Raw genomic sequence first — 24717 nt, forward strand, 5'->3', positions numbered from 1 at the left:
TGTGTTTTCATATTTTCCATATCATTCCTATTTAATGCCCTTCAAGTGCCTGTCATGGAGCCTGCTGAAGAAAGTGAGAGCCACAATCGAACCTATAAGAGCCATAAGCATATCCCATTGTGAGTCCCAGGGTGAGCCCTGCATTCCCATGACCACATCTACCGGAAGTCCCAGCAGATATGATGAGAAGAGCTCCAGAAGTTCGTAGAGTGCGCTCATCCCAAGACACATGGAAACTATAATGAATGAAAGCATCTTTCCCCGTCTGACATGGTTTCCTCGTATCAGGATCTCCCTCGCCATGAGTGCCGGCCCGAAGCCCTGAAAGAAATGGCCTACCCTGTCATAATAGTTTCTGGAAAGGCCAAGCTGAATCTTGATCGTTTCAAATAGCGGATTCCTTGAATATGTGTAGTGGGCTCCGATGAGTATTACAGTCATATGGATCAGCACCACAGCATAGATGAATCTGGTGAACCTGAACCTCTTGTAGGTGAGGACGAGTACAAGCACCACCAGCAGCGCAGCAAGCGACTGCATCAGCCATACGAGCTGGCCGTAAGGTTTCCATCCAGACCATAGGACAACGCCAAGGTACAGTGCAAGCAGAATCAGGTTATACCTGTCATCCCTGTTCATCACACCCACCTCCGAAGAATTAATGTCTTAAAACGGCCTATCCGAACATATAGCCTGTCATGGATATCGATCCCATGGTGCAGGATTCATTGAAGATTCTTATCCTGTCATCCATACTTGAAGCTCCAAGCACATAAAGAAGAGGCAAGAAGTGCTCAGGTGTCCTGAATGAAAGTTCCTGGGACTTGCCTGCGCTCCTGTAGTCAATGACCGGCCTGTGGTCTCCCTCAAGTATCCTGTCCCTTATGTATCCGTCAAACTCCACAGCCCAACTCTGGCCGCCTTCCATGTCCCAGCTGATCCTGCCAAGGTTGTGGACAATATTTCCTGAACCGAATATCATAACGCCCTCATCCCTGAGTTTAGTCAGCATTTTCCCAATTTCATAATGCCTCTCGGGACTCGAATCAGCATCTATGCTGAGCTGTACAACAGGAATATCAGCCTCAGGGTACATCTTACAGAGCACTGACCAGGTACCGTGGTCGATTCCCCAGCTGTTGTCAACACTGACACCACTTCCAAGGAGATCGAGGATCCTTCCAGAAAGCACCTTTGAACCCCTGGCCTCATACTTTAGCCTGTAGAGTTCATCAGGGAATCCATACATGTCGTATATCTGTTTCGGTTTCTCTGAATCATTGACCCATGTGCCATGTGTGTACCAGTGCGCTGACACGGATAGTATAAGTTCAGGCCTTTCAATCTCCCTGCCGAGCTTCTCCCAGGTCGATGTGTACTCATTGTCAAGTATCGCGTTCATCGGAGATCCGTGTCCTGCAAATATTGCAGGCATTCTTCTAAGCTTAGTTTCCATATCCAGGTTCCTTTCGATGTATAATTTATGTGTGAACCTTCTCTCATCAGTGTGATAAATTGGAGAAGGCAATAAACAAGCATTAGCAGTTATGGAGGCTAAAATGGACAGCATAGATATTCACAGGTCTTTTGTAAATGGAGACCTTGAAGACCTGAAAAAAGCACTGGGGTATCCGCAGGGTTTCCCTAATGATATTGACGATGAAGTATTCGGCAATATTCTGGAATATGCCATTTATCACAGTCCGTTAAGCTTCATACGAAAGCTTCTCTCGCTTGGAGCAGACCCAAACTATTTTGACGGAAGCTATCCAAGCATAATCGCCGCATTATCCACAGACAGACCTGACAAGTTCAATATTATTATACTGTTGCTTCAGCATGGAGCAGATCTTAATATGCGAGGCATAAACGACTACACACCTTTGCATTATGCTGCCTCCCAGAACGATCCTGAAGCCATAAGGCTTCTACTGAACTACTGTGCGGACAGGAATGCGAGGACCGAAATCGATGACTGCGCTACCCCGATCGAAGAGGCGTTGATTCTTGGCTGCCACAAGGCAGTCGAAGAACTCATAGGATCTGACTATTAACAGCTTATTTCCCCAGGTAAAATCATGAGATTTTTCTTAATATTCCAAATATAGTTTACCATATAGTAGTGACCGTGTCATACAATTGAGTACCTGGAGGGCTTTAGGCCTGCCCAATCACCATATGCGCAGTATTGTGAACATCTCTAAGCTAAAAAAGAACAGTACAGGCAGGACTCGCATCTTTTCGGATGCGGGTCCTGCCCTGCTAGTCATCTCTTCCTAATGTTCCTTATCAGATATCTTCAAATTCAAGTGGTCATGCAAGGATCCCGCTCATCCTTATGCTTTCAACTGCCTCTTTTATCACAGTTACCGGTAGTACCAGTGCAAACCTTACGTATCCTTCACCCAGAGTTCCGAATGCGTTGCCCGGAGTGCAAATTACTCCTGTCCTTTCCATTAGCTTTGTACAGAATTCAGTTGAGCTTCCGAATTTCTCAGGTATCCTGGCCCAAACGAACATGGAACCCTTGCTTCTTGGAACGCTCCAGCCTAGGTCTGTCAATCCGTCGCAAAGGGCATCCCTTCTTTTCTGGTACTCTTCGCAGTTTTTTCTGACACTGTCCTGAGGACCTGTCAGTGCGGCGATTGCGGCATACTGGATCGGCTTGAATATTCCGTAGTCAATCTGGGACCTTAGCATCCTGAAGTTCCTTATGATCTCACTGTTTCCAAGAACAAAGGATATCCTGGCTCCGGTCATGTTGTAGGATTTGGACAGTGAATAGAATTCAACTCCGACTTCCTTTGCCCCATCAATTGACAGGAATGATCCTCCCTTATCTCCGTCATAGACTATGTCTGAATATGCATTGTCGTGGATTATTATTATGTTGTTCCTCTTGGCGAAAGCAACAAGCTTTTCATAGAATCCCTTCGGGGCAGTAGCGCATACAGGATTCATCGGATAAGAGACCAGCATGAATTTAGCCCTGGACAGTGTTTCTGCAGGAATCGAATCCAGATCGGGAAGATACATGTTTTCAGGCAGCAGCTGATAAAATGCCAGCTCAGCGCCTGAAAGGTATGGCCCTATCTCAAATATTGGGTAGCCTGGATTCGGAACAAGCACCACATCGCCCTTGTTACAGAGGGAAAACCCTATATGGGTGAGCCCTTCCTGAGATCCGTACAGAGACATTATCTCGTTAGTCTCCATAACTACCCCGAACCTCTCCTCGTAGAAGCCTGATACAGCATCAAGGAGAGCTGGCATATCCCTCAGCGAATATTTCCAGTTTTCAGGATCCCTCGCGGCTTCTATTAGCGCATCAACTACATGCCTGTCAGGCTCAAAGTCAGGAGTCCCTACGGACAGGTTATATACAGTCCTGCCCTCCTTAAGCATTTCAGCCCTCCTGTCATTGAGCACATTGAAGATACCTGTCTGGAAGTATTTCAGGTTATCCGAAAATTTTAAATCCATATGATTACCTCATTTCATTCATTTATCTGTTTCACCTAACCCCTTAATTATATCCCAAAGTACCCTTCATTACATATTCCTGTTGCATTTCTTACTAATGGTTGCTTTAGCGGTATAATCTAATTGAGAATAATGACAGAGGAAGTGAGAACCATGGGCAAGGCACAGAGGATATCAATTCTTTTATTTATAAGCATTGCAGCTCTATCTATGTTATCCGGATGTACTTCAAGGAATGATGAAGGCTTCGCCATATATCTCACTAGAGATGACATACCTCCCGTCAGTATGGAAGTGCTGAGCAACATCGAAAAGTCATCCGAACCTATCCTTACAGAACATGACATAGTTTCTTATGACGCGAAGGACCATTCTATACTTCTTGAACCTGACGCATTTCTGAAATTCAATGACCTTGAACTGTCTACAAGGGGTAAATCATTCCTTGTGTGTGTAGACGGGTTTCCAATATACTGGGGTGCCTTCTGGACTCCTTTATCTTCAATGTCATTTGAAGGAGTAGTCATCATGCTTCCTTCTTTTGCAGGCGAGAATATTGTCAATATAAGCCTCGGTTATCCGGGCGAATCTTTTTATAAAGGCTCTGACCCGAGGAATGACAAAAGGATCCTGGATACCCTTGAAAAGGCCGGCAAGCTCACAGGAAAGCCATAGTACAGTGTATATTGATTCATAAGGCCATACGATTTTTTCGTATGGCCTTATCCTTAACTTATGATTAGAGTAAGATTTACTTTTCTTGTCCTGTCACTTTCTCGAGGTCGAGTAATCCTTATACTCACTTATCAGCTGCTCGACTCTTTCCCTGATCTCATCCCTTACTCTTCTGGTTTCCTGAAGCTTTTCTTCTTCATTCCCCTTGAAGTCAGCAGGGTCTGCGATGTTCCAACTCAAAGTGTGGAGTGCTGACGGGAATATGGGACATCTCTGGCCGTTAATCTCATCGCAAACCTTGATGACTATGGAAAAAGCTTTCCCCTTCCTGTAGAAGTCGAAAACAGAATCTGTCTTGTTTTTGCTTATGTCAATTCCAATCTCATCCATGGCCTTTACAACCAATGGATTTAGAACGCCCTCTTCGAGACCCGCGCTTTCAGCCTCAAAATGCTCACCGCTCAGTCTGTTCAGAAACGCTTCAGCCATCTGGCTTCTTGCAGAGTTGTGCACACATACGAACAATACCTTTAGCATAACCTGATCACCTCAAAAATATGGTAATCAGATTATAGTGCATAAATTGAGAAACTGTTATCCAACTTCCGTTAAGTCCACATTAAGTATATGTTACGCAAATGCTCTGTCAGTCGGATGGCTTGCTTTCTTCCAGAGTCAGAGTCAATGACCTTTCCTCAGAGATTCTTATGACCGTGAATTCAACATCTTCTCCAGCTTCAAAGCTGTCAATTATCGATGTGATCTCAGCTGCGCTCGAAACCTTTGTACCGTCCAATGAAACTACCAGATCTCCGCTCCTGAATCCCGCAGCTGCCGCATTGCTTCCACTCGTGACATTGAGCACATATACTCCTGTCTGGGACACCCTGTACATCATTGCTTCCTGATTTGAGGCGATATCGAGGAATGTCATTCCCAGCTCTATCCTTCCCTGCACATATCCGTGCTCCATGAGCTCCAGCATCACAGACTTCACATCATTGATCGGTATGGCGAATCCAAGTCCCTCAACATCAGTTCCTGATGACTTGGCTACTACGATACCTATAAGGTTGCCTGAACCATCGAAAAGGCCTCCTCCGGAATTGCCTGGATTGATGGCAGCGTTCGTCTGAAGCAGGCTCATTGTCTGGTCATCCAGTGTTATATCCCGGTCCAGTGCGCTTATTATCCCGTCTGTAACCGTACCACCCAGCTGTCCGAGAGGATTGCCTATGGCTACAACCTGGTTGCCGACAACAAGTGTGGATGAGTCGCCTAAAGCGGCTGGTGAAAGCCCTGAAGCTTCTATCTTTATGATTGCTACGTCCGTCTGCTCATCAGTTCCAATCAGCTCTGCCTCATATTCATCTCCTGACACAAGCCTTACGGATATCTTCTGAGCACCTTCAATAACGTGGTTATTGGTTACTATGTAGCCATCCTCGGTTAATATGACTCCGCTGCCAGCTCCTTCAGATATGTACTGTGGTGTCCTCTGGCCGGTAACAAGGACCTCGGTGGTTATTTCAACAACCGTAGGTGCTGCCATTTCAGCTATCTCAGGAATGCTAAGGGTTTCAGATAGGCTGCCAGTCAGAAAAACCGCTTCTACGGACGCAGATTCCGATGATCCATCATCATTACCAGGAAAATTCGCACCTGCACTATTGATGAGCGAGCTGACTGAGACAACAAGACAAATCGAAGCAACGGCAATTATCCTGCCCCACTTCCTTTTTCTTATATTCTTTGGTAGTTCAGCAGAACCCCATTTATTCTGGTTCCCCTCACAGCTTCCATCCTTGATATCTTCCCTGTCTCCATCATTCCCTAACATCTTAATCTCTCCTTTGCTGCATGCTATTTTGAGGATCATGCTATTCACCATGTCTTTCCTCAACTTGATTCTACAGCGGCTAAGGTTTGAATTCCCCGAAGGGAAGGCTCACAATTGAAGCAGGAAGAACGCAAAAATCCGCAAACCTTTGTGAAATTCCGGTTCTTAAAGTCCCATCACTTTACATCCGGGAACGACAAAACCCCCGGAAAAATTTCTGGGGGTTTTCCATTAAAATGCTTTTCTGTTGTATTGCTTTCTCTGCTGCTTGGAATCAGCACCCCTCATGCCTTTAGGCTGCTGGTTCTGCCTGGAGGAATCAGTCCTCCTGTTGCCTGAAGGCTGATTTCCATAGCCCCTTTGAACGGGCTGCGATGGAATGACATCTGCAGGAAGCTCAACCAGTGGGAACGGATGGTCCGAAACCACAGGTATGTTCTTTGAGATCAGCTTCTGTATGTCCTTAAGGAGCGGCTTCTCTTCCTGGTCACAGAATGAGATTGCTGTTCCTCCAAGTCCTGCTCTTCCGGTCCTTCCGATCCTATGTACATAGGTTTCAGGGACCTCAGGAAGATCATATATTATAACGTGGGAAAGCTCATCCACATCTATGCCTCTTGCGGCGATGTCAGTGGCTACAAGAATCCTCGTCTTTCTTTCCTTGAAGTTGCTGAGAGCAAGCTGCCTTGCACCCTGCGACTTGTTTCCGTGTATTGCCTGTGCCTGGAAGCCGCTCTTGTCCAGCTGCTTCACTATCTTGTCAGCTCCATGCTTTGTCCTTGAGAATACAAGGGCAGTATCTATGTCCTTGTCCTTCAGAAGCTTTTCAAGAAGCTTTATCTTGTTTGCCTTGTTCACGAAATATACTGACTGGTCAATGGTGTCAACAGTAGACGCTACAGGAGCGACACTTATTCTTGTAGGATCCTTCAGAATCGAATCAGCAAGCTTCGAAATCTCATCAGGCATTGTAGCTGAAAAGAACATGGTCTGCCTTTCCTTGGGAAGATATCCGATTATTTTCCTGACATCGTGTATCATACCCATATCCAGCATCATATCCGCCTCATCGAGTACGAAGTATTTCACCTTGTCCAGGTGTACGTATCTCTGGCCTATGAGGTCAAGCAGCCTTCCGGGTGTTGCCACCAGTATGTCTGCTCCCCTTGATAGCTCGTCAGTCTGAGGATTCTGTGATACTCCTCCGAAAAGCACCATGGTCTTAAGGCTCAGGTGTCTTCCATAGGATGTGAAGCTGTCCTTTATCTGTATGGCAAGCTCTCTTGTCGGTGCAAGTATAAGCGCCTTGATCTCCTTCTTGCCTTTCTTCTGGTCTCCTGCAAGTCCCTGCAGTATGGGAATTGAAAAGGCTGCTGTCTTTCCGGTGCCTGTCTGTGCAGTGCCTAAAAGGTCTTTGCCTTTAAGCAGTGAAGGTATTGACTGCGCCTGTATGTCTGTGGCCTCTAAATAGCCTTCTTCTTTAAGTGACTTCTGTATTTGCTTTATAATATCCAGGTTTTCAAATAACAATAATTTCTCCTTTTGCAGTATGCGTAGTAACTCTATGATCTTCTGCTTAAAATAAAATGATCCGGTTTCAAAGGACCTTGTCTTACAGCGAACCCTCTGCCAATGCAGCAGACTCCGCTGGAATCAAAGACTGATCCTGTTACGCCGGAATGGATGACCATTGTTATTCATTACAAAAGCGTCAAGCCGCTGAATTTTCGCGGCATTCCAATTATACTCTCAATTTCATGCAATGTAAAATGATTAATTTCTCAGCATCATTTCCCTTCAGAAATCCATCTTACGCCTTTTGCGATGCGCTCTGGAATTTCAAAGAAATGATTTCCCTCATTGATCTCGAAGAAAACCTCGAATCCATCCTCTGCGAGCAGCTCACTCGTCTTCCTTGTCCAATCGCCTACCCTGGCCATCCTCGGATTCCTTGAACGCTCCTCCTTGTCACCAAGGGACAGATAGACCTTCATGTGTCTGTCAGGACCTATCTCCTTCTCCAGGAAATCAATCCAACCATCATACCAGAGTGACCCTGACATGGAGGCAGCTCCAGAAAATTCATTTGTCTTCAATGCAGCATAGAGAGCGAACAACCCTCCCAGCGAGTAACCCGCTATAGACCTGTTTTTATCCGAAACAGTGAGGTCCTTCTCAGCCTCAGGTATTATCTTCTCCAGCATGACCCTAATGAAATCATCCGCCTTGCCGGAAAAGTCTGCTTGCCCCTTGAAGGCTGCTGGCGCCTCCCAGGGAGTAAGGTCCCTCTCCCAGTCTATTCCTTCAATGGAAACAAGAACAATATCCAGGTCTTCCACAAGAGGCAGCAGCTTCTCGGTCTCTTCACCTATTAGATAAATGACTCTTGGATTCATAGATTTAGTGAATGAATGCACTGAAATCCTGTAGCTCTCAATTTCAAAATTCCTTTTTTACATATCTAACCAACCCTGAATATCTTTCCAAGAAGCTTTCTTCTTGTCACTATGGCTCCCTTTGGACATAGCTCCTGGCAGCAGAAGCACCTTATGCATTTGCTGTAATCCCATCTGGGGACCATTTTACCTTTACTCTCTGCAAATGTTATGACATCAGGCCTCCTGGGACATACCTCGTCACACATTTTGCAGCTTATGCATTTATCCTCGATTACAACCGGGTCTGGAGCGGTTAGTGTTCCTATGAGGTTATTGAGCTTCGGGCTCAGGAAATTGACCGCACCGGCACTACGGGACAGCTTAAAATCATTGCTCTTGAGGGAGTCAATAGTCTCACCCAGAACATCTATGTCTTCAGGCATGACTTTTCCCCAGTGAGCCTCATGAGCAGCCTTTAAAAACGGCACGTTAAGTACCTTGTCATAGCCTATGAGCCTTACCGCTACTGAATCAATCGCTGCAAGGTCTTCACCCATGATTATTGAGTCAAGCCTCTTCGGTGTCCCGTTTCTCGGTCCGTTGCCTTCCATGGCCATGATTCCGTCAAGTATGGCAAAGCTTGTTCCTACCAAGGAGTTGAGGTCCAAAAGCATCCTTGCAAAATTCATCGGGTCAGGCTGCTTCGTATGCCAGCCAGCCTTCTGTGCCCCATAGAGACAGCCGAACTGATTTTTTACAGCACCGGTATAATACATCATCGCATGGGTCTTAAGCTTAGGCAGCGAAATTACCACATCAGCCTCATACGGTGCCCTGGCAACATCCCAGTACCTGAACATTATCGGATCATTAAGCTCCACATGGACCTCATCGCTGAAATCGGCAAACTTCACTCCATACCTGTCAGCTACCTCAATAAGACCTCCCTTTTCAGCTGCTTTCCTGGCATCAGAGGAACCTGGTGAATCCCCGAAGGAAATGTCATTCGAATACTCTGAAACGATCCTAATAACTGCCTCAAACATGGCAAAGTGGGTTATCACCGGAGACCCCTTCTCAACCATGCTCAGCAGATTAGGCTTAAGCAGAACTTTACTTCCCGTTGGAATGAGCTTCCTAAGATAAGCATCCCCTCCCAGTATTTCAAAGCCTTCCCTCAGCTTCTTCTCAAGTGCATCCACATCATAGCTGTCATGTCTCAAAAGACAAACCTTTTCCATAAAACAACTCCTCATTTTTGGGCTATGCCAGCTGTAACATCGACTGTTAACAGCATCTCAAACCTTTCCCTTTATTATATATCCCTTCCAGCCTATTAAGCAAAATTCACCGGCAATAACTAAAAATCCTGAATCAGCACCAGTGATAATGATTCATTTCGGCTTGTATTTCTGCATTAATATGATTGAATAATTGATGCAACTTTTACGTTTATCCACTTGAAAAGACTGTTTAGATTGCCATTACTTGACAATCTTTCCAATATTTTAGATAAAAATTGATAATCGCAATAATTACGTCTTATTTTATAAGTATTACAGTATAAATCTATTTTATTGTTAATATTTTCATTTTTTTGTTATAAAAGTAACTTTGTTAATAATATGAAAAACTATTTTCAAAGGCTATAAATTATAGTATTATAATGTAAACGAAGGTCAATCTGAATATTGATAATATTTCTACAAAAAATATCACATTCAGCAACCTAAAAACTATTATTTGTACTAAGACTGGAAGTCCTAAATAGCAATCGGTACAACCATAATTCTAATAAATGGAGGTAAATCATGAGAGCATATGTTGAAAAGATCAGCGGGAAAAATGTGATGCTGAAAAGAGAAGATGGAAGCAGGATAAAAGTAAGGAACAACAGCTATGCTGTAGGTGATGAGCTTCCGGTAGACTATTCCGTGAGCGGGGTCTTCAGCTTCGCCGCTGCCACAGCGGTTGCTGCAGTTTTTATTGTAGGTCTGTTCATGGCTGCATACCTGACTCCTTATTATTACATAAGTATCGATACGAACCCCAGCCTGATGGTGCACGCAAACATTTTCGAGCGTGTTGTAGGTATTGATCCCATGAATGAAGAGGCAGAGGAACTGTTTGGCGATACAAGCTACAACAACATGAAGGTCGAGGATGCCGTGGTTGACGCATTGTCTGCAATCGGCGCAGCCGGATATTTCGACGGAATGAGCGCAGATGTATTTCTGGCACCAGCGACAAGGAATGAAGCCAAGTCCAAGCTCCTTGCAGCAAAACTCAAGGAAACCGTCGAATCGCAAATCAGGAGGAACGGTATAGACGCCAGCATAGAAGCTGATTCAGTAAGCTACTACCTGTTCAGGGATGCTGAAAGGCTCGGAGTCTCACCGGGCAAGCTCCATATCATACAGAACCTCCTTGGTCTGGATATAGCAGGAAATATAGAGTTGACAGTAAAGCAGCTGTTGGAGAAGCTTAATCCCCAGAAATGATCATTATACTGTGACAATAAAAGTATCCACCTGACAGGAAAGCAGCCGCAACCGGCTGCTTTCCTTATGTCCTTTATTATATGCTGATGGCTTATTCCTTACCCCTCATATGCCTTCTCAAGCAGAGCAATGTCAAACTTCTTCATCTTAAGGAAAGCTTCAGTGACTCTCCTGATCTTTTCTCTATCCCCTGTCTTCATCATCTCGTCCATGGATGCCGGCACAATCTGCCAGGATACTCCGAATTTGTCCTTGAGCCAGCCGCATTGCTCAGACTCAGGAACGAAGGAAAGTCTGTCCCAATAATAATCTATCTCCTCCTGGGTATCACAGTTCACTATGAAGGATATCGCCTCGTTGAACTGAAACTCATGGGCATAGCCGCTGTCCATGGCTGCGAATTTCATTCCCTCCAGAGTAAATGAGGCATACATAACAGTTCCAGGTGTATCGAATTCCTGCCCTTCTCCATATCTTGAGATGTCTCCGGCCTTTGACTCCCTGAACACTTCACAGTATAGCTTAATTGCTTCTTCAGCCCTGCCGTACTGTTCCCCAACAAACATGAGCGTAGGTGTTATTTTTTGTGAAATCTTGCCCTCCACCTGCATTATCTGCCAGGATAGCCCATACCTGTCCTGGCACCATCCATATCTTGGACTGAAGGGATACGAGTCCAGTTCCATAAGGATACTTCCGCCATCTGATAGTTTCTTCCAGAGAGATTCTACCTCTTCCGCTGTGCTGCAGTCCACCCTAAGGGATATTGATGGATTGAATTTGAAGTACGGTCCCGCCGACAATAGCATGAAATCCTGCCCGGCAAGACTTACCGTGACTGTCTCAGCAGTCCCTGATGGTGTATCTTCGAGAATGGCGCCTCCTGTTATCGCTGAATCACCAAATATGGAAACATAGAACTCAGCTGCCTCACGTGCTTCCTTGTCATACCATAGGTGCGGTACTAACTTATTCACTATTTTACCCTCCTGTATTTCTGAAATACCTTCAATAACAAGTGATTTCTTTCATTAATTCTACCATGTTATTTTTTGTCAATCCATTAAGAATCTGGAAACTTCCATCTGATGATTCTTCTTTTCGCTTTTCATATCTGCTTGAACGCGATGTATATGATATTCGTGGTAAAATGTAATTAGCTGAATACAGTCAGGTGGTGAAAAGATGCTATTGATTACAGTATCAAGACAGACAGGAAGCCTCGGGGATGAGATAGCAGAGGAAGTTTCAAGGAACCTTGGTCTGCCGATAATCACTAGGCAAACTGCAATGAGCGAATGGCTTCCGGAGATAGCAGGCAAGCATGAGCTCCATATGCTTTCAGAAAGTCCTGGCTATTATCTCAATCCATCACAGTCCGGAATTACCTATGCAGAATTTCTGGAAAACAAGTTAAGGATGGCAGTCAAGGACCATTCAGCAATAATAAGCGGAATGGGTGCCCAGGTCATATTCGCATTGCATCCTGAAGCAGTCCATATCAAGATAATGGCTTCCCAGGAGGTCCGCATCGGAAGAATCATGAAAAGCAATCACCTTGACAGGAAGGACTCGGAAAGACTTCTTGAAATCACAGACCGAAAGCACAAGCGCTACATCAGCATGATATATGAGAAGGATTGGGCTGATCCGCTGCTTTACGACCTTACTCTGAATACAGACAAGCTGAGCATAAAGGACGCTGCAGAAGCTATTGCATGTCTTGTAAGAAACAGACTTCTTGAGGTTAATAAGATAGCAGAGGCAAACGGCAATGGGACTAAAAAAGCCGTAGTCTTCAAGCACCCCTCCGAGGAAGAATTCGCAAGGATCCTCGACATGTATTGCCTGGAATGGGAGTATGAGCCCCGAACCTTCCCGATAAAATGGGATGCTGAGGGCAATATAATACTTGCATTTTCACCCGACTTCTATCTGCCGAAATTCGATACGTACATAGAGCTTACAACCATGAACCAGAAATACGTGTCAGAAAAGAAGAAGAAGGTAGAGCAGCTCAGGAAGCTATATCCCGGAACAAACATAAACATAGTGTATAAGAAAGACTTCCATACTCTAATAAAGAGATTCGGAATGCTTGGAGGTAAGGCAGGTGAGTAATGGATTAGGAAAAGTGCTGTTCACTGAAGATGAGATAGCCAGAAGAATTGCTGAAGTGGCGATTGAAATCGACAGCGACTACAAGGGCAAAGAGCTCGTTGTCATAAGTATCCTCAAGGGCTCCATATTCTTCCTGACAGACCTGACTAGGCGTCTTACCACGCCACTGAAGATAGACTTCCTGGCAATCGGAGTACCTAAGGGAGACACTGCTCAGACAAGAGTCGTCAGCTTCATCAAAGATCTGGATATCGACATTCTTGGGCGTCATGTTCTTCTCGTGGAGGATGTGGTTGGTACCGGCCTTACTTTAGGCTACATACGCCAGCACCTGGAGCTTTGCAGGCCTGCAAGCCTCAAGATATGCACGCTCCTGGACAATTCATCAGAAAGGCTTCTTAATATCCCGATAGCCTACCGTTGCTTCGAGATGCCGGATCAATTTGTAGTTGGTTACGGACTTGACCACGATGAGAATTACAGGAACCTTCCATATATTGCTGCCTATACAAGAAAAAAATAGGAAACTAAAGAGTCCTGCATCACTGCAGGACTCTTGTCATTTAAAAAGGAAGGGCTCCAACGAACCTTTATTAACATACCTCTTATTTCACCTTCTACTTCTGTTTCCCATTCACATTCTCTCCTTGAGATCTTCTTCCTTATCGGTCTGGTTACTTTTTGTTTGTCAAAGTCTTTTTTCATATCTTTTCAAATTTTGCATTTATCATAATGGTACATGCTGGTTCGAATTTCAATGATCAAGTTCTTTTTCAAACACTTTTCACTTTTTCTTTAAGGGTATAGTAAATTTTACTTTACCGATACTTTTGGTTTGAAGAAATGTTCTGTTTCTTTATCCGGCTCTGTAAGTCTTCTGTCTTGGGAATTCCTTGGAGCTTATTACTAGTATACCGCCGTATAGGAATATAATCAAACACCGCAGATGTCCGCTACAAGCAACTAATAACGATTATCCCCCGAATACTCTCCCATGCTTCAAAATGCTAATGTTTCAAATATTCTGATAATTACCCTGTGCTAACATCTTCTTTTACCTTCTCTCCAGCACTTACTTTTGCAGCATGTCTCACTACCTATAAAAGGCGCTCAAGTGGAATTTCTCTTGAGCGCCTTATCTTATTCAGTCATTTCCACAGTATTCTTAACTGCCTGTTCAGTCATCTTTTCCATGTCCTCTTCCTTGAGAAGTGGCAGCTTGAACTTGTCTCTGATCCTGTTTTCAATTTCGATTGCAATAGAAGGATTATCCTTCAGGAAAATCTTGGAGTTCTCCCTTCCCTGGCCAAGCCTTGTTCCCTTGTAGGAAAACCAGGCTCCACCCTTATCTACGATTCCCTCATTCACTCCGATATCAATAAGGCAGCCTGTCCTTGAGACTCCGCCATTATAGATGATATCAAATTCAGCCTGCTTGAATGGAGGTGCAACCTTGTTCTTGGTGACCTTGATCCTGGTCCTGTTGCCAACCACTTCATCTGCAGTCTTTATGGAGTCTATTCTTCTGATATCAAGCCTTATCGTCGAGTAAAACTTTAGTGCCCTTCCTCCAGTAGTTGTCTCAGGACTTCCAAACATTACACCGATTTTTTCCCTGAGCTGGTTTATGAATATGACTATGCAGTTTGACTTGTTTATCGCGGAGGTAAGCTTCCTAAGAGCCTGTGACATGAGCCTTGCTTGAAGTCCCACGTGGGAATCTCCCATCTCGCCTTCTATCTCAGCTCTTGGCACAAGGGCGGCAACTGAGTCAATCACTATCACATCTATCGCATTAGACCTTACGAGTGCTTCGGTGATTTCAAGAGCCTGCTCTCCGGTATCCGGCTGTGAGACTATAAGGTCATCTGTATTGACTCCAAGCCTTTTGGCATAGGACGGGTCAAGCGCATGCTCTGCATCCACGAACGCTGCAGCTCCCCCTGCCTTTTGCGCTTCAGCAACTATGTGCAGAGCGATGGTTGTCTTTCCCGAGGATTCAGGTCCGTATATTTCAATTACCCTTCCTCTTGGAACTCCCCCCACACCGAGGGCAATGTCAAGGGCCAGACATCCTGTGGGTATGACCTCGATGTTCATTGAAGCATTTGCACCAAGCTTCATTATCGATCCTTTTCCGAACTGTTTCTCTATCTGGCTGATCACTGTATCCAGTGCAGCGAGTTTGTCTGTCTTTATAACCATATTCATCCTAAATCCGTAATTTACGGAACCTTCCCAGCCTTAAAGGCTGATTATCATAATTCTTCTGAACTTCTCAGCTGATTCTGTCTATGTTCACGCTTCATCGGATAGAAGAGCCGTCACCCTCTCGTTGACCACATCAAAGGTAGTTCCAAGCGATATTGCCAGCTCCGTGAACAGTATTCCCTGAACTACATTCAGAAGCTTCTTGTCCTTGTCGCTGAATTTTCTTCCTGCCTGCTCTGCACTGTATTTTCTTCTCATCAGTGTATTGACTATTCCCGCAATATCCTTACGGTTACCTGTCTTTACAGTTTCAGCATATATCTGGTTCCTCTCGTTGTTTATCTCTATCCAGCTTCTTCCCGGCTTCCTGAAGGAATCAATTATCTTCTCAGCCTCGTCCTCCTCAATTAGCTCAAGCATCGTCACGCTCTCATTGTCCACAGGTATGCTTATAATAAGTTTCCTGTCCGCTATCGGGTGAAGCACATAGTAGTCCTTTTCCACTCCCTGAAATTTGTTGCTGCAAATGTCATCCACAAGGCAAATGCCATGGGATGAATAGATCATCATATCTCCCTTATTGAACATTACTCTTCCCTCACTCCATATTGTCAACCTGGTTGACTATAACCATTTTACACCAAAAGGGTTAAATTGTCAATTTGGTTGACAATCATCCCATGTTACAGTATATTTGTGTTGTAAAATCGATTGGAGTGAGATCATTGAAGCCAATACTGGAAAATCTGGACCTAATAGACCTTATAAGCGAACGTCACCTTCTTCTTAGAAAAATCACTGAAAAGACGTGGAATGACAGAAGCGATATCAGCATCTCCAATTCTGAGTGGTTCATAATGGCGAGAATCTATAGGATAAGGCCTACCCTTGCGCAAGTGTCAAAGAGCGTGGACATATCAAGGCAGGCGACTCATAAGATAGTCAGAGGACTGGAATCCAGAGGACTTGTGATAATTGAAGACTCAACTGAAAACAACAAGGACAAATGCATCAGTATGACTACCTTGGGCGAGGAATGCTATGAAAAGAACCTTGCACTCAAGGCTGAACTTATTGACAACATTGCAGACCATATTGGCAGAGACAAGGTTACTCATCTAAAAGAAATCCTCATGGCAGACTGGGGAATCTAATGAACGAGCCAGGACAGAATATCACATCATGTCCTGGCTCATTCCTTATAGCTTTTCAGTCCAGAATGAACCTTATAGATGGTTTCTCTGAATTTACACGGAAATCTTCTATTGGTATCGCGCGTTACCTAAGTTCAGGCCTGAATATCTCCAGGAGTTTGAATACCTTGTCCTCATACTCATATTTGAATATGGTGCAGTTAGGCCATCCCTTCTTTCGCTCCTCCGTGGTATCCTGCCAGTGGGACAGGAAATGAAGGCATGCTCCTGCGTGTGATACAGCTAGAACCACGTTATGGTCGTCCTTCTCCATTATTTCGGTGCACGTCCTTACCATCCGTTCACGCACCTCATCCCTGGCTTCTCCGCCATATGCTACAAAGAATGTGCCGAAGACGACCTTATCCTTCGGGTTCAGGTCTTCACTCTCGCCTTCGAACGTCCCGAAGTTCATTTCCTTCAGACCCTTGAGCCTGGTGTATGGCATGCTGTTGCCTGTGACTATTTCCAGGGTATCGCAGCATCTCTCGGAGGTTGAGCTGTAGGCATGGTCGAAGGTGACCCCGCTGAAATATTCTGAAGCGATCTTTGCCTGCTTGATTCCGAGCTCAGTCAGTGGAGAATCGCAGAACCCCTGTATTTTTCTGCGGACATTGAAAAGTGTCTGCCCATGCCTCATTATGTAGAACGTCTTCTTCATATTTAATCACAATCCTTTGTCATTAATATCTGCAGCCACTGCCTTAATATAGATCTGTTTCAGATTCTCAATCTTCACAAACTGATTCATAAACTGAATTCCACGTCATATTACCCTGAATTCCTTCCATTTTCCGCTTTTGAGCCGGTACCCGAAAAAGAAGGCCCTTGCCACCCAGTCAATGCACATGGCTATCCAGACTCCGAGAACTCCAAGGTTGAAAACTACCCCCAGAATGTAAGAGAATACCAGCCGGAACAAAATCATGCTTCCAATGGAAACGACCATTGTATAGCGCACATCCCCTGATGCTCTCAGTGCATTGGCTAGTGTAAAGGAAATTGGCCATATGAGTATGGATATGGGGTTATGGACAAGTATCAGGCTATAGGTGATTTTGATGGCTTCATCAGATACGGTATAAAGCTTAAGGAGCACAGGCAGAAATATGAGTATTACAAGGCCCATGGCCGCATTTCCAATATAAGTGATCTTCATCAGCTTCTTAAGATACCTTTCAGCTTCTTTGTAGTCCCCAGACCCGACGCATTGCCCTATGACAGTTACAATCGCTAGGTTCATGGCTAGTGCGAAGCTTATAGACAGCATGGCAAGGCTGTTTCCAACTCCGTTGGCAGCTATCTGGGCAGTTCCGAACAGAGCGATTATGCTTACCAGAAGCACCTTACCGAGCTGGAACAGTCCGTTTTCTATTCCGTTTGGAACAGCTATACTTAGTATTCTGCCAGCCATCTCCCTGTTCCATTTGAACACTCCGGAAAGCTCAACATGAACCTCATTGGTCTTATTCTGAACCTTGACAATCATAATGGCAGCTGCAAGCATTCTGGAAAGAAGAGCTGAAATTCCGACTCCCATGACTCCTGTCTTAAATATGAATATCCCAGCCGATATTCCTATGACATTCATAACATTCATCACTATTGAAACTCCCATGGTAATATGTGACTTCCCCATTGACCTGAAAAGTGCTGCACAGGAATTGTAGACTGCCAGGAATGGGTATGAGAGTCCTGATAACAGGAAGTAGACAACAGCTGCATCCATTACCTCAGGCTCTACCTTTCCGAATAGGAGCATCAGTACAGGCTTATGGAAAATCACCACCAGGAGCAGGAAAAACACTGAAATCATTGAAGTTGTAAGTATAAGCTGGTTAGACGCCTTCCGGGCATGCTCCATATCCTTGTTGCCTATGTATTGGGATACGACAACTGCGCCGCCGGTAGCAAGGGCTGCCAGCACATTGATGAGCAGGAAGTTGATCATCTCGACTATGGATACTCCTGACACAGCTGCCTCACCGGCATAGGATACCATCATGGTGGCGATCATGCTTACGCCTATGATGAGCAGCTGCTCCATGAACAGAGGTATTATCAGTTTTCTGAGAGAGCTATCTGTAAACATACTGGCCTCGCCTTTCACTGCTCGCGGCATCAACTTCTGTTGCAGGATTTCCCCTCATCAGATCCTGACTTCTCCGGATAGTATTTTCTTGTAATCCTCATAATTTCTCTTAAGAAGCTCCGGAGTATCAAGGCCATAAGGACATCTTGAACTGCACTGTCCGCATTCAAGGCAATCCTCAATCTTCCTCATCATCTCCTGGGACTGGTCTGAAAGCCATTTGTCAGAAGGAGACCTTCTTAGAAGAAGTGACATCCTTGCACTTGTGTTGATTTCAATGTCTACAGGGCACGGCATGCAGTAGCCGCATCCTCTGCAGAATGCGCCTGTAAGCTCCTTCCTGTCATTTTCTATGATCTGGTCAAGCTCTGCGGAAGCCATTGGCGGATTCATCACATAGCTCAAGAACTCATCAAGCTCTGTCTCGCGCTGAACACCCCAAATGGGAAGAACATTGTCGTACCTTGACATGAAAGAGTAAGCAGCCGTGGAGTTGTTTATCAGTCCCCCTGCAAGAGCCTTCATCGCTATGAAGCCCATGTCCGCCTTTTTGCATTTTTCCACCAGCTCAATGTCCTTCTCGGAGGACAGGTAGCTGAATGGAAACTGGAGTGTCTCATATAGGCCTGAATCTATGCACTCATGTGCAACGTCAAGCTGGTGGTTTGTGACCCCTATATGCCTTATCTTTCCTTGTCCTTTAGCTTCAAGCATGCATTCGTACATTCCGGTTCCGTCACCAGGCTTGTAGCAAACTTTAGGCCAGTGGAACTGATAAAGGTCGATATAGTCAGTCCTGAGATTCACCAGTGACTTCTCAAGGTCTTTCCTGAATGCCTCAGGAGTCTTCGCATGGGTCTTTGTTGCGATGAATACCTTATCCCTCATACCCTCAAAGGCAAGTCCCAGCTTCTCCTCGCTGTCCGAATACCCTCGTGCAGAATCGAAGAACCTAATACCTCCGTCGTATGCCTTCCTGAGAAGTCCTACAGCAGTTTCAGTACTTACCCTTTGTATCGGCAGAGCACCAAATCCGTTCTTTTCAACTGTGATTTCAGTTTTTCCTAGCCTTACGGTTGCCATACCTAAATCCCCCTCTTATCTTTTGTCAGACTGACCTTCCCATCTCATAAGCATCATCAAATGCTCTCTTTCCCTTAACATCACCCTTGTTCCAGGAGCCGATACCATATACTATTCCCTTTTCAACAGAACCTTCCAGGCAGTAGGTAAAACCCCTGAAGCCCTCCACAGTCCTGACCATGGCATTGATGTCATCATCAGCCGCAGTCAGCATGAAATAGAACTCCTTATCCTTGATCTCAAGATATCTGGAATAGGTCCTGTCTATGAGATTCTTCATCTGGGCATTCATATTGTAGAAGTAGACCGGAGTTGCCATGACTATGGCATCAGAAACCATCATCTTCCGGAGGACATCTTCCATGTCATCCTTCCTTATGCACTCGCCCCCGTTCCTTTTGCAGGAATCGCACGCCAGGCAGTTTCCGATGTTCTTCTCCCTCAGGTATATTGTTTCAGTCTCATTCCCTGACTCTATGGCACCTTCCTTGAACCTGTCGCACAAGATATCAGTGTTTCCCGATTTTCTCGGACTTGACGATATGATCAGTATCTTCTTACCCATATTCCCCTCCGATTAATTTTCACTTATTTAACGATATCATGCCTTTCCCTTAATTATATCCCATCTTCTCCAGTAAATTATCATTTTCGAGTTATGATTCTCAAATAGTTGGAAATCATAATTTAAAAAGATATTCATCAGATTGTATGGTTTCAGGATACTACCTTAATCCAGCTCCAGATTAAGCAGGTTATGCAAGGGTATAAAAAAGCACCTTCGGATTGATATTGTCCGAAGGCGCATATTCATTGACCTTATCTTGAAATCCCGTATTTTGATTCCACATACTTCCTGAAGTTGTCCATTATAGCCTGCCAGCCGGCCTTCTGGTACTCAGGCGGGAATGTATGCTCAGCGTCAAAGGTCTCAATTATCCTTACGACCCCATCCTCTTCCTTGAAGGTTATCCTTACCTTCCTGCCATCCTCCATTGTATAGGCAATCAGGCTTTTCGGTATGACCTCATCATACTTTCCGCCGAAGTCAAATCCCGTGCTGCCATCCCTTGCTTCCATCCTTGATACAAAGCTTCCGCCAGTCCTCAGGTCATTCTCGGCACGAGGCGTAAACCAGTCATCAGAAGCGTTGTTCCAATTTACTATATGCACTGGCTCGGTCCAGCATTCCCAGACCTTATCCAGGGATGCCTCAACCTTTGTTTCTACTGTTATGCTGATATTCTTTTCAGTTTCCATAGATATTACCTCCATGAAGTGATGTTAACCGGAAATTGTGTACAGCAGAAAACAAGCCGATTAAATTTCTGTTATGTTTAGTTTTTTGTCAATCACGCAAATTTCTACTAAATATAGCCTCACTTGCATCATCTATTCCACTGCACCCATTAGCAATTTCTCCATGTCCGAAATGAGTTTTATGGTTTCCACTTCCAGGCGGTTTCGCAAGGATTTCAGATCGCTAAAATCAGGGTCCTCAGGGATTTTTCGAACTACTATTGAATCTACCCCTGGAGCTGCTTCAGATAGCTCGCAGCCTGGTATGTCTCTACCCTTAAGAAGTTTCAGAAAATCCGCCTGTACCTGCCTGTTGGCTCCTGAAAGCCAGACTTCAAAGCTATTACTCTCATGAAGATAAACAAGTGCGACTTTAAGCCTCTGTCTTTTCAAGGTTTCAGGAGTGATCGTGAAGAAAGTCATGTCCATGAAGCCCTGGTAAAGCGCTCCTATAGCCATCTCAGGATACACTTCAGACAGATGTGTCCTTATATCTGCAATGAATTCCATTATGCCCCTGTACGCATCCTGAAGGTACCCCTTCTGCAGCTCATCGTGATACTTTTTGATCTGCTCATTCAGCTTATCCATGTTCTCCTCCTTTTCACCTTCATCTAATGGTCAATCATTCATTTCAAGGATATCACAAATACTAGCCATGTTAACATCACTTAATAGGCAGCTGGCTGATATGACAAATTTTAGTGTAAAAAATACGCCTGAAGGCCAGAGTTTTCCTGACCTTCAGGCGCACCTTCTATTTCATTATCTTTACGATCTGGTTTGTGAACTCAACCGGGTCCTCTAGCGGAAGTCCCTCTATAAGGCGTGCCTGATTGTAGAGCAGGCTTGTATAGAGGTTGAACTTGTCCTTGTCCTCCGTGAAGGCCTTCTTCAGGCTTTCGAACACCTCGTGGTGAGTATTGATCTCAAGTACCTTGTCTGCGTTTATGCCTTCTGAGTTGGGCATCGCATTAAGTATCTTTTCCATCTCGATGCTCAGTTCGCCGTCGCTGGCAAGACATACGGGATGGTTCTTGAGCCTCCTTGAAGCCCTTACCTTAGTTACCTTGTCTCCCAGACTAACCTTCATGCTGCTGAACAGCTCGTCGTTTGACTTGTTTTCCTCTGAGTCCTCTTCCTTCTGTTCTTCAGTATCAATTCCAAGGTCTCCGCCTGATACGTTCCTGAATTCCTTCTCACCATACTTCATCAGCATCCTGATGGCAAACTCGTCCACATCGTCGGTGAAGTAAAGTATCTCATAGCCCTTTTCGGAAACTATCTCCGTCTGAGGCATCCTGTCAATCTTTTCGGGTGTCTCTCCGGTTGCATAGTATATGTACTTCTGTGATTCAGGCATACGTCCGACATACTCGGTCAAGGTTACTAACTTCTTTTCCTTGTTGGAGTAGAACATGATGAGGTCCTGAAGGTCTTCCTTGTTTACACCGTAATCGCTGTAAAGGCCGTACTTCAGCTGTCTTCCGAACTCCTTGAAGAAGGTCTCGTACTTTTCCCTGTCATCCTTCAACATCGATAGCAGCTCATTTTTGATCTTGTTCTTGATGCTCTTGGCAATGAGCTTAAGCTGACGGTCATGCTGAAGCATCTCCCTTGATATGTTCAGCGATAGGTCCTCTGAGTCCACCATACCCTTCATGAAGCTGAAGTGGTCTGGAAGAAGGTCCGGGCATCTGTTCATTATGAGGACTCCGTTGGAATACAGCTCAAGCCCCTTCTCGTATTCCCTGGTGTAGTAATCGAACGGGATGCTCTCCGGGATGAACATGATCGTATTGAAGCTCACTGTTCCCGCAGCGCTCATATGTATGTGCTTAAGAGGCTTGTCAAAGCCATAGTGCTTCTCAGAGTAGAAGTTTTCGTAATCCTCAGCTTTTAGCTCGTTCTTGTTCTTTCTCCAGATAGGAACCATGCTGTTAACTGTCTGGAGCTCAGTATAGCTTTCACGGTCGGTTTCGGAGCCTTCCTTCAGCCTAGTGCGTGTTGCTTCAAGCTTTATGGGATACCTTATGAAATCAGAATACTTCTTTATAAGTGACCTCAGCCTGTAGTCCTCAAGATAATCGTCGTATTTTTCATCCTCAGTGCTCTGCTTTAACTCAAGGCAGATTTCAGTGCCATGTGTTTCCTTTTCTGCAGGCTCCACGGTATAGCCATCAGCCCCGTCTGACACCCATTTCCATGCGCTGTCAGAGCCAACTGCCCTGCTGGTCACTGTTACCTTGTCAGCAACCATGAACGCTGAATAGAAGCCCACACCGAACTGGCCTATGATATCATAGCCGTCCTTCAGCTCATTCTCCTTCTTGAATGACAGGGATCCGCTCTTGGCGATGACTCCTAGGTTTTCCTCAAGCTCCTCCTTTGTCATTCCAATTCCGGTATCTCTGATCTTTAAGACACGATTTCCCTTATCCGGGATGATTTCGATATAGTAGTCGTCCTTGTTGAACTTTATTGACTCATCAGTTAGTGCCTTGTAGTACATCTTGTCAATGGCATCACTGGCATTAGAGATGAGCTCCCTTATGAATATCTCACGATGCGTGTAAATTGAGTTGATCATGAGGTCTAGTAGCCTCTTGGACTCTGCCTTGAACTGTTTCTTTTCCAAAATTAACTCTCCTTTTCTCAGATCATGACTTTCACAGATTTCATGAAAAATCGCCAGCGGGACGAACCTCTGGCGCTTCCCATAATCTGCTATTCAATCACGATTTTTCTTATTTTGATTGTAATTTCAAGCTTTAGCACTCTCACCCATCGAGTGCTAACTCTATTTATTATATACATTATCCTCCAAATGTTGTCAATACCTCTCACTTAAAAAAAGATGCAAGAACCGCCATGCGCCTCATTTCAGACCCATCGCAGCAGTTCATGGCATATTTGGATATTGTGATGTCAGTCATTGAATCTCTGACTTTTAAAAAAATCAGATTCTTAAGTTCAAGCATTATCCAGGCTTAGAGTCAGCTCAATTTATTCCAAGAAAGTTCTTTGAGTCTAATTACTAATTAAGACTCTAACTGAATTGTATTCAGAGCAAGGAAATTCAGATGCTATCTAGTCTAGAGCAAAAGGTTCACTCTATTTACGCCCCTAAATTTAGTGAATTTTCAGGCAATTAGGAGTATAATTAAATTAATCAGAAAACATATGAAGAACCATTCTCCAACCTGATTGATTGTCAAATGATTGAATCCACTATTCGCGTATGTAGAAAATGTGGTCTATTTATGACAGATTCAACGGAAAAATGAAAAAGCAAGTATAAAGAACTTGTAAAATATCATAGAGGAAATTTGCTTAACATGTTATGGGCAGCTGCGGTGCAGGTGATAGTTTCTAGCCTTTCATCACATTTCTGCTATTGAAGAACGTTATTACATTCGATGATGCTGATATGATAGATTCCGAGCAAACTGAATCTGTTGTATCATTCTTGAAAAATATTTCATTTGGAAGGAGAGGTTCTGTGAGTGGAGGATTGGGTATATTAGGAACAATTCTGGTTGTTCTTTTAGTCCTTTGGCTTCTGAAAATAATTTAGCATGCAAATTGGCGTTTATTGTGTGCGCACAGAATGATCACATAAAGCTGTAACCTGAATTTCCGGAAGTGATAACAGCGGAAGAGCTATTCCAAGTATCAGGAATAGCTCTTCCTTTTTTGGTCAATCCGCAAGGCATCTTGTAACGCGAATTGCCTCAAACTGTTCTGTTAATCCAGCTGTTGTGCCTCATGGCTTAAGTCATGGAAGGTCCAGGCCTTTTTTTCGTCAAGACCAAGCCGTTTCAACATTTACCATTATGTT

The 24717-nt window shown here is 44.5% G+C and carries 25 protein-coding genes; 6 read left to right on the forward strand and 19 right to left on the reverse strand.

Annotation, left to right across the window (positions count from 1 at the left end):
* Nucleotides 1-27: 27 nt before the first annotated feature.
* Together J2Z34_RS08840 and ygiD are read right to left on the reverse strand one after the other, a co-directional pair.
* Complete coding sequence (locus tag J2Z34_RS08840; RefSeq protein WP_209459502.1) at nt 28-639, reverse strand: DUF2238 domain-containing protein; 612 nt, start codon at nt 637-639, stop codon at nt 28-30.
* Nucleotides 640-676: 37 nt separating this feature from the next.
* On the reverse strand, nt 677-1456 hold the full coding sequence (gene ygiD, locus J2Z34_RS08845) for a 4,5-DOPA-extradiol-dioxygenase (protein ID WP_209459503.1): 780 nt from the start codon (nt 1454-1456) through the stop codon (nt 677-679).
* A gap of 91 nt (nt 1457-1547) precedes the next feature.
* Between ygiD and J2Z34_RS08850 the strand changes: the two genes are divergently transcribed.
* Nucleotides 1548-2054: an ankyrin repeat domain-containing protein gene (locus tag J2Z34_RS08850; protein WP_209459504.1), complete on the forward strand. Its 507-nt coding sequence runs from the start codon at nt 1548-1550 to the stop codon at nt 2052-2054.
* 259 nt (nt 2055-2313) lie between these two features.
* Here J2Z34_RS08850 and J2Z34_RS08855 read toward each other — a convergent pair whose 3' ends face one another.
* Nucleotides 2314-3483 carry an aminotransferase class I/II-fold pyridoxal phosphate-dependent enzyme gene (locus J2Z34_RS08855; RefSeq protein ID WP_209459505.1) on the reverse strand — a complete coding sequence of 390 codons (1170 nt, stop codon included), beginning with the start codon at nt 3481-3483 and terminating at the stop codon, nt 2314-2316.
* A gap of 123 nt (nt 3484-3606) precedes the next feature.
* Between J2Z34_RS08855 and J2Z34_RS08860 the strand changes: the two genes are divergently transcribed.
* Nucleotides 3607-4158 (forward strand): hypothetical protein, encoded by a 552-nt coding sequence (locus J2Z34_RS08860; protein ID WP_209459506.1) that lies wholly within the window; start codon nt 3607-3609, stop codon nt 4156-4158.
* Between the two features lie 93 nt (nt 4159-4251).
* On the opposite strand, the gene J2Z34_RS08865 is transcribed toward J2Z34_RS08860, so the two are convergent.
* From J2Z34_RS08865 to J2Z34_RS08885, 5 genes are all read right to left on the reverse strand, one after another.
* Entirely contained in the window at nt 4252-4695 is a 444-nt protein-coding gene (locus tag J2Z34_RS08865) for an arsenate reductase ArsC (RefSeq protein WP_209459507.1), read from the reverse strand.
* A 109-nt stretch (nt 4696-4804) separates the two neighbouring features.
* Nucleotides 4805-5998 carry a S1C family serine protease gene (locus tag J2Z34_RS08870; protein WP_209459508.1) on the reverse strand — a complete coding sequence of 398 codons (1194 nt, stop codon included), beginning with the start codon at nt 5996-5998 and terminating at the stop codon, nt 4805-4807.
* Nucleotides 5999-6229: 231 nt separating this feature from the next.
* Nucleotides 6230-7528, reverse strand: a complete 1299-nt coding sequence (locus J2Z34_RS08875; protein WP_209459509.1) for a DEAD/DEAH box helicase — start codon at nt 7526-7528, stop codon at nt 6230-6232.
* A gap of 257 nt (nt 7529-7785) precedes the next feature.
* Nucleotides 7786-8394: an alpha/beta hydrolase gene (locus tag J2Z34_RS08880; protein WP_209459510.1), complete on the reverse strand. Its 609-nt coding sequence runs from the start codon at nt 8392-8394 to the stop codon at nt 7786-7788.
* A 65-nt stretch (nt 8395-8459) separates the two neighbouring features.
* Nucleotides 8460-9617, reverse strand: a complete 1158-nt coding sequence (locus tag J2Z34_RS08885) for a DUF362 domain-containing protein (RefSeq protein WP_209459511.1) — start codon at nt 9615-9617, stop codon at nt 8460-8462.
* A gap of 570 nt (nt 9618-10187) precedes the next feature.
* Between J2Z34_RS08885 and J2Z34_RS08890 the strand changes: the two genes are divergently transcribed.
* On the forward strand, nt 10188-10877 hold the full coding sequence (locus J2Z34_RS08890; protein WP_209459512.1) for an anti-sigma-I factor RsgI family protein: 690 nt from the start codon (nt 10188-10190) through the stop codon (nt 10875-10877).
* Nucleotides 10878-10975: 98 nt separating this feature from the next.
* Here the strand turns inward: J2Z34_RS08890 and J2Z34_RS08895 are convergent, their stop codons facing one another.
* Entirely contained in the window at nt 10976-11854 is an 879-nt protein-coding gene (locus tag J2Z34_RS08895) for a VOC family protein (protein ID WP_209459513.1), read from the reverse strand.
* A gap of 208 nt (nt 11855-12062) precedes the next feature.
* On the opposite strand from J2Z34_RS08895, the gene J2Z34_RS08900 reads away from it, so the two are divergent.
* Both J2Z34_RS08900 and hpt read left to right on the forward strand, forming a co-directional pair.
* Nucleotides 12063-12998: a cytidylate kinase family protein gene (locus tag J2Z34_RS08900; RefSeq protein WP_209459514.1), complete on the forward strand. Its 936-nt coding sequence runs from the start codon at nt 12063-12065 to the stop codon at nt 12996-12998.
* Nucleotides 12991-13521: a hypoxanthine phosphoribosyltransferase gene (hpt, locus tag J2Z34_RS08905; protein WP_209459515.1), complete on the forward strand. Its 531-nt coding sequence runs from the start codon at nt 12991-12993 to the stop codon at nt 13519-13521. Before J2Z34_RS08900 ends, hpt begins: the two co-directional genes overlap by 8 nt.
* Here hpt and J2Z34_RS08910 read toward each other — a convergent pair.
* The 3 genes from J2Z34_RS08910 to J2Z34_RS08920 form a co-directional block, all read right to left on the reverse strand.
* Complete coding sequence (locus J2Z34_RS08910; protein WP_209459516.1) at nt 13503-13703, reverse strand: hypothetical protein; 201 nt, start codon at nt 13701-13703, stop codon at nt 13503-13505. The two genes, hpt and J2Z34_RS08910, sit on opposite strands and share 19 nt — an antisense overlap.
* A 435-nt stretch (nt 13704-14138) precedes the next feature.
* Complete coding sequence (recA, locus tag J2Z34_RS08915) at nt 14139-15203, reverse strand: recombinase RecA (protein ID WP_209459544.1); 1065 nt, start codon at nt 15201-15203, stop codon at nt 14139-14141.
* A gap of 93 nt (nt 15204-15296) precedes the next feature.
* The gene (locus J2Z34_RS08920) at nt 15297-15797 is read right to left on the reverse strand and encodes a CarD family transcriptional regulator (RefSeq protein ID WP_209459517.1); all 501 of its coding nucleotides are present in this window, start codon (nt 15795-15797) and stop codon (nt 15297-15299) included.
* Between the two features lie 137 nt (nt 15798-15934).
* Between J2Z34_RS08920 and J2Z34_RS08925 the strand changes: the two genes are divergently transcribed.
* On the forward strand, nt 15935-16363 hold the full coding sequence (locus J2Z34_RS08925) for a helix-turn-helix domain-containing protein (RefSeq protein WP_209459518.1): 429 nt from the start codon (nt 15935-15937) through the stop codon (nt 16361-16363).
* A 124-nt stretch (nt 16364-16487) separates the two neighbouring features.
* Here the strand turns inward: J2Z34_RS08925 and J2Z34_RS08930 are convergent, their stop codons facing one another.
* From J2Z34_RS08930 to htpG, 7 genes are all read right to left on the reverse strand, one after another.
* Nucleotides 16488-17063 (reverse strand): histidine phosphatase family protein, encoded by a 576-nt coding sequence (locus J2Z34_RS08930; protein ID WP_209459519.1) that lies wholly within the window; start codon nt 17061-17063, stop codon nt 16488-16490.
* 105 nt (nt 17064-17168) lie between these two features.
* Nucleotides 17169-18494, reverse strand: coding sequence for an MATE family efflux transporter (locus tag J2Z34_RS08935; RefSeq protein ID WP_209459520.1), 1326 nt, complete (start codon nt 18492-18494; stop codon nt 17169-17171).
* A 57-nt stretch (nt 18495-18551) separates the two neighbouring features.
* Complete coding sequence (locus tag J2Z34_RS08940) at nt 18552-19577, reverse strand: aldo/keto reductase (protein WP_209459521.1); 1026 nt, start codon at nt 19575-19577, stop codon at nt 18552-18554.
* 25 nt (nt 19578-19602) lie between these two features.
* The gene (locus J2Z34_RS08945; protein WP_209459522.1) at nt 19603-20142 is read right to left on the reverse strand and encodes a flavodoxin family protein; all 540 of its coding nucleotides are present in this window, start codon (nt 20140-20142) and stop codon (nt 19603-19605) included.
* A gap of 254 nt (nt 20143-20396) precedes the next feature.
* Nucleotides 20397-20837 carry an SRPBCC family protein gene (locus tag J2Z34_RS08950; protein ID WP_245250584.1) on the reverse strand — a complete coding sequence of 147 codons (441 nt, stop codon included), beginning with the start codon at nt 20835-20837 and terminating at the stop codon, nt 20397-20399.
* Nucleotides 20838-20969: 132 nt separating this feature from the next.
* Entirely contained in the window at nt 20970-21467 is a 498-nt protein-coding gene (locus tag J2Z34_RS08955) for a DUF7000 family protein (RefSeq protein ID WP_209459524.1), read from the reverse strand.
* A 166-nt stretch (nt 21468-21633) separates the two neighbouring features.
* On the reverse strand, nt 21634-23514 hold the full coding sequence (gene htpG / locus J2Z34_RS08960) for a molecular chaperone HtpG (protein ID WP_209459525.1): 1881 nt from the start codon (nt 23512-23514) through the stop codon (nt 21634-21636).
* Nucleotides 23515-24717 lie beyond the last annotated feature (1203 nt).

It is taken from the genome of Youngiibacter multivorans (assembly GCF_017873395.1).
Classification (GTDB): Bacteria; Bacillota; Clostridia; order Clostridiales; family Clostridiaceae; genus Youngiibacter; species Youngiibacter multivorans.